Below are 5,877 nucleotides of genomic sequence, written 5' to 3'. Positions count from 1 at the left end.
CCCCAGACCCTGGCCGACGGCGGCCGCCCTGCCTCCCCGGCCGACGGCACCGGCGCCCCTGTCCGCATCCCGTACCGAACCGCCCCACACCGCACGGCCGACGGCACCGACGCCCCCGCCCGCGCCCCGTACCGAACCGCCCCACACCGCACGGAACCGCACGGCACCAACGTCCCCGCCCCCACCCCCGTACAGAACCGCACCGCACCAAGAGAGGACCACGCACATGAGCACGCCCACCACGCCCACCTCGACCGTCACCGCCACCCGGCACCGCCCCTGGCACGGCATCCTCGTCGCCACCGCTCTCCCGCTGAACGATGATCTCTCCGTGAACTACCGCAAGTTCGCCGAGCACTGCGCCTGGCTCGTCGAGAACGGGTGTGACGGTGTCGTGCCCAACGGGTCGCTCGGTGAGTACCAGGTCCTCAACCCTGACGAGCGCGCCAAGGTCGTGGAGACCGCCGTCGCGGCGGTCGGCGGGGAGCGCGTGATGCCCGGCGTCGCCGCCTACGGGTCCGCCGAGGCGCGCCGGTGGGCCGAGCAGGCCAAGGATGCCGGGTGTGCGTCCGTGATGTTGCTGCCGCCGAACGCCTACCGTGCCGACGAGCGCTCCGTCATCGCCCACTACGCGGAGGTCGCCGCAGCGGGCATCCCGGTCGTGGCGTACAACAACCCCATCGACACCAAGGTCGACCTGCAGCCCGAGCTCCTCGCGAAACTGCACGCGGAGGGATACATACACGCCGTCAAGGAGTTCTCCGGCGACGTCCGCCGCGCCTACCGCATCGCCGAACTCGCCCCGGAACTCGACCTGTTGATCGGTGCCGATGATGTGCTGCTCGAACTCGCCGTGGCCGGCGCCAAGGGGTGGGTCGCCGGTTACCCGAACGCGCTGCCCGCCGCCTCCGTCGAGCTCTACCGCACGGCCGTGGCCGGAGACCTGGTCGCGGCACGGGAGCTGTACCGGGAGCTGCACCCGCTCCTTCGCTGGGACTCACAGTCGGAGTTCGTGCAGGCCATCAAGTTGTCCATGGACATCGTCGGGCGGCACGGCGGCCCCTGCCGTCCGCCGCGCGTGCCGCTGCTTCCGGAGCAGGAGAAGGCGGTGCGCGCCGCCACCGAGCGGGCCGTCGCCGCAGGGCTCGCCTGATCCACCTTTCCCGCTCCGCTCACGTACGAAAGGGTTCCGAACATGCGCAGCAAACTCGTCCTGCACGCGGTGGACTCGCACACCGAGGGCATGCCGACGCGGGTGATCACCGGCGGCATCGGCACCGTCCCCGGCGCGACGATGAACGAGCGCAGGCTGTACTTCCGCGAGCACCGCGACGACATCAAGCAGCTCCTGATGAACGAGCCGCGCGGGCACTCCGCCATGAGCGGCGCGATCCTCCAGCCGCCGACCCGGCCCGACTGCGACTACGGTGTCATCTACATCGAGGTCTCCGGTTATCTGCCGATGTGCGGGCACGGCACCATCGGCGTCGCCACCGTCCTCGTCGAGACCGGCATGGTTGAGGTCGTGGAGCCGGTCACCACGATCCGTTTGGACACCCCGGCGGGCGTCGTCGTCGCCGAGGTCGCGGTCGAGGGTGGCGCCGCGAAGGCCGTCACCTTGAAGAACGTGCCGTCCTTCGCCGTCGGTCTCGACCGCAAGATCACCCTGCCGGATGGTCGTTCGGTGACGTACGACCTGGCCTATGGCGGCAATTTCTACGCGATCCTGCCCATCGACCAGTTCGGGCTTCCCTTCGAGCGTGGGCGCAAGGAGGAGATCCTCGCGGCCGGGCTCGCGTTGATGGATGCCATCAATGCCGAGGATGAGCCGGTGCACCCGGAGGACTCCTCCATCCGCGGCTGCCACCACGTCCACCTCTACGCACCCGGCGCCACCGCCCGCCACTCGCGGCACGCGATGGCGATCCACCCCGGCTGGTTCGACCGCTCGCCGTGCGGCACCGGCACGAGCGCGCGCATGGCCCAGCTGCACGCGCGCGGCGAACTGCCCCTGGACACCGAGTTCATCAACGAGTCCTTCATCGGTACGCGGTTCAGCGGGCGCCTGCTGGGGACGACCGAAGTGGCGGGCATTCCCGCCGTGCTGCCCAGCTTCACCGGGCGCGCATGGATGACGGGCACCGCCCAGTACCTGCTCGACCCGGACGATCCCTTCCCCGCGGGATTCGTGCTGTAGGGGGTTGGGATACTCGTGGGACGTGACATTGCACCCACGTGACATTGCACCAAGGAGGATCGGCCCCATGACCGACCGGAGCAGCAGTGCCCCGTCCGCCGCGCCCGCGGCCCTGCCCAGCCTCGGCGGGACGCGCAGCAGCTACCGCGAGCGGGTCGCGGACGCGCTGCGTGCCGCGCTGATCGCGGGCGAGCTGCGCGCGGGCGAGGTCTACTCCGCACCCACCCTCGCCGTGCGCTTCGGCGTCTCGGCGACGCCGGTGCGCGAGGCCATGCTCGACCTCGTCAAGGAGGGGCTCGTCGACACGGTGCCGAACAAGGGCTTCCGGGTCACCGCCGTCTCCGGGAAGCAGCTCGACGAGTACAAGCACATCCGTGCGCTGATCGAGATCCCCACCACGGCGGAGCTCGCCACCACCGCGGACCCCGCGGAGCTCAAGGCGCTGCGGCCGGTCGCGCGGGAGATCGTCACCGCCGCCGCCAAGGGCGACCTCATCGCGTACGTCGAGGCGGACATCCGCTTCCACCTCGGCCTGCTCGCGCTCTCCGGCAACGACCACCTGGTCGAGGTGGTCGGCGACCTGCGCAAGCGTTCCCGTCTCTACGGGCTGCAGGCGCTGGTCGACGCGGGCCGTCTGGAGGCGTCGGCCGAGGAGCACCTGGAGATCCTCGACGCGCTGCTCGACCGTGACGAGGAGGCCGTGCGCGCGGTGATGACCCGCCATCTCGGCCATGTGCGCGGCCTGTGGGCGGCCGAGTAGCCCGGCCGCCCTGAACGCGACGAGTCAGACCGCCCCGGGGATCAGGAACAGGTGGATCGACTGGTCCTTGGCGCGGAAGCGTTCGCTGGCCGCGCCCTTCTTCGCCCGGTCGGAGACGATCACCACGTGGTCGGCCGAGACCCAGGACACGCCCTCGGGGTTGCCGTAGACCGTGCGGCCCTTGGAGTCCGTGGGCAGGCGGTAGACCGTGCCCTCGTCCACCTGCCACTTCTTCGTCGACAGACGGCCGACCCACAGCGCGGACGACGCCTGTGACAGGACGGCGATCCTGCCGTCGTCGCGCACGGACACGCTGCTGTAGTCCTCGAAGGGCAGCGAGGCGGGCAGCCGGATCGTGGCCTTGTGGTCCCACTGCTTGCCGCCGTGCCGGAAGACCTGGATGCGGCCGCCGCCGGGACGCTGCCCCTCCTTGCCGCCGGCGCAGCGGTTGCCCTCGCACAGGCCGAGGAGGTATCCGGTGCCCGAGCGCTCGACCCATTCCAGGCCTTCCATGCCCTTGTTGGCGTCCGTCAGCGTGAAGTCGAGGAAGGAGGAGCCGGTCGGGCGCAGTTTCGCGTCGTATTCCTGGACGCGGGCGCGGAAGCCCTTCGGCTTGACCGGAACGGCCTCGCTCAGCGTGAAGTAGTGGTCGCGCAGCTCGTCGTGGGTGAGATCCTCGTACCCCTCGGTCTCCTTGGCCGACTTGGTCTCCTTCGAACTGCCCTTGCTCTTCTGGCCCTTGGGGGTGAGCACGCCGTTCTCGGGGGCCTTCGGCGACAGCTCGCTGCTGATCCGGATGAAGGAGGTCAGGTTGTCGCAGACGACGAGGAAGGCGCCGTCGCGGTAGAGCACGCCGCTCGCCTCCAGGCGGGTGCCCGCGCCGTCGCCGATCAGGTCCTCGATCTTGGCCTCTTTCACCAGGCGCAGTTCGCGCGAGGCGTCGGCTTTCTTCGACTTCTTGTTGGCTGCGGTCATGAGGGGAGCACCTCCATCGCGCCCGGGAACTGTGCCCCGCTGGCGCCGTTGGGATAGGTCTTGCGCAGCTCGGCGAGCTGCTGCCGGGCGTGGTCGTAACGCATCCGCGTGTAGTGGAAGATCCCGTGGGTGAACTGCGAACCCCGGCTCAGCTCCCACTGCCGGTACGCCGCCCGGTAGACCTCGTCGTTGGTGAACTGCCGCCCGGTGAACGGCTGTCCGTGCGGGCTGTCCGACTCCCCGTACGCGGCGGACGAGATCAGCTGCCACAGACCGTCGGTCCGCCCCGAGCCCTCGGCGCCGATCAGCGCGGCGACCCGCTCCGGGCCGAACTCGGTGTCCAGGAGGTACTCCAGGTGGTCGAGGTAGTACTGGCAGAAGTCGTGGTGCCGCAGCAGGTTGGTGAAGAGCGGCAGGTGTGAGACCTCGTGCGGGGCGTGCGTGATCCGGCAGTAATTGCGGGTCATCGCGGGCCAGTCGAGCAGGTCCGTGTACTGCCACGGCGTGCCGAAGAAGTCGATGCCCGAGCTGTTGTCGTAGTCCCAGGGGATGAGTGTGAAGTACGGGCGGTCGAGGAAGCTCCGCGGGTCGCCGAGCCGCCCCGAGTTGTAGAGGTAGTAGTTCGACGGGGTGGCGAAGTAGTTGTCCCAGCTGCCGAGCAGCACGTTGGCGCCCGCCCAGCGCAGGAAGGCGCGGACGTTCAGGACCTCCTCGACCGACGCGCGGAAGGCGTCGGACGTGAACCGGTCGTCACCGCCCGGCAGTTGGACTCCGTTGACCGCGCGGATGAGCGTGGCGAGATCGTCGTACGTGTTGGCGGCCGGGTCGTCCTCGTTCGTCTTCAGACGGTACGTACGGTCGTCCTCGACGCTGCCCGCGGTGAAGTACTGGCGGCCGTCGTCGCCTCCGCCCGTGCCGGTGCGGTGCTCCAGGGTCGCGCAGCCGACATCGCCGCAGTACGCCTTGTAGAGGTTGCCCGCGGAGTTCTTGCCGAAGTGGTCCTTCAGGAACTTCTTGTCGACCTGCTCGATGACCGAATAGAGGCCCATGTAGCGGTCGTTGAGGGAGAACGTCGCGTACGTGTGCTGCGCCGCGGGGATCCCCGCACGGTCGAGCAGCCGCCAGGCGACGGCCTCGCGCATCTGCGACGGGTCGTTGTACATCGCCTTGAGGTTGACCCGCTCCATGCCGTAGAGCCGGTCCTGGCTCTCCCCGATCTCGAGGTCGATCTTCCAGGAACGCTTGGGCGCGTGGGCCGTCATGTTGCCGCTGTTGACCATCGAGAACGCGCCGGTCGCCAGGAGCGCGTTGCCGGGCGCGGTGCTCCTCGCCAGGGTCAGCTGGGCGCCGGGCGGCGCCACCATCACCTCGTCCGCCGTCCACGCGCCCTGCGGCCAGCCGGTGACCTTGACCTGATACATGTCCTGAGCGAAGAACTCCTCTTTGTTCTCCGCCGAGTCGAGGAGCGTCTCGACCCACTGCCCGATCGCGGTGATCCCCCCGTCCCCGTCCAGGAGCACAAGACGGCCGTCCGCCGCCGCGTCGCCCTGCTCGGCGAGCAGCAGGTCGTACAGCACGCCGAACTCGGCCTTCGTGCGCAGGACGGCGTCGGCCGGGCCCGCTGCCCGGTTGGCCTCCTGGGCAAGGCGCCGCTCCGTGCCCCGCGGCAGATCGAGGAGCACGATGGCCCGGTTCTTGAACGCGTCCTGGAACGTTCCCTTGTCGATGGTCCTGTCCACGCCGGCCTCCCAGGGGTGAACTGTTCTCTCTACGCCCGGTGGCACATGACCGCCAGGCTCAGAACCGGCCCTGTGCCCAAGCGGCCCCCGGGGGGGGGGGGCCGCGCCGACGCGGGGGCCGGGGCGGGGGTGGTGTGGGGGCACACCACAGCCAAGCTGGAGTGGTAGATAAAAATCTCACACACACAGAGAGCAAGAAAAAGGGA

5 protein-coding genes are annotated in these 5,877 nt (G+C 69.6%); 3 read left to right on the top strand and 2 right to left on the bottom strand.

Annotated elements, in window-relative coordinates; translation table 11 throughout:
- Nucleotides 1-226 precede the first annotated feature (226 nt).
- From ACFWY6_RS43565 to ACFWY6_RS43555, 3 genes are all read left to right on the top strand, one after another.
- Complete coding sequence (locus ACFWY6_RS43565; protein ID WP_384702910.1) at nt 227-1,153, top strand: dihydrodipicolinate synthase family protein; 927 nt, start codon at nt 227-229, stop codon at nt 1,151-1,153.
- Nucleotides 1,154-1,195: 42 nt separating this feature from the next.
- Nucleotides 1,196-2,197, top strand: a complete 1,002-nt coding sequence (locus ACFWY6_RS43560) for a proline racemase family protein (RefSeq protein ID WP_384702907.1) — start codon at nt 1,196-1,198, stop codon at nt 2,195-2,197.
- A gap of 67 nt (nt 2,198-2,264) precedes the next feature.
- Nucleotides 2,265-2,957, top strand: a complete 693-nt coding sequence (locus tag ACFWY6_RS43555; protein ID WP_384702904.1) for a GntR family transcriptional regulator — start codon at nt 2,265-2,267, stop codon at nt 2,955-2,957.
- Nucleotides 2,958-2,981: 24 nt separating this feature from the next.
- Here the strand turns inward: ACFWY6_RS43555 and ACFWY6_RS43550 are convergent, their stop codons facing one another.
- Both ACFWY6_RS43550 and ACFWY6_RS43545 read right to left on the bottom strand, forming a co-directional pair.
- Nucleotides 2,982-3,932: a hypothetical protein gene (locus tag ACFWY6_RS43550; RefSeq protein WP_384702901.1), complete on the bottom strand. Its 951-nt coding sequence runs from the start codon at nt 3,930-3,932 to the stop codon at nt 2,982-2,984.
- Nucleotides 3,929-5,671 carry a CotH kinase family protein gene (locus tag ACFWY6_RS43545; protein WP_384702898.1) on the bottom strand — a complete coding sequence of 581 codons (1,743 nt, stop codon included), beginning with the start codon at nt 5,669-5,671 and terminating at the stop codon, nt 3,929-3,931. The genes ACFWY6_RS43550 and ACFWY6_RS43545 overlap by 4 nt, the downstream gene beginning before the upstream one ends.
- Nucleotides 5,672-5,877 lie beyond the last annotated feature (206 nt).

Source organism: Streptomyces sp. NPDC059037 (assembly GCF_042740015.1).
GTDB lineage: Bacteria > Actinomycetota > Actinomycetes > Streptomycetales > Streptomycetaceae > Streptomyces.
The sequence above is the reverse complement of the archived record's forward strand: the minus strand, read 5'-3'. Positions and strand labels throughout refer to the sequence as shown.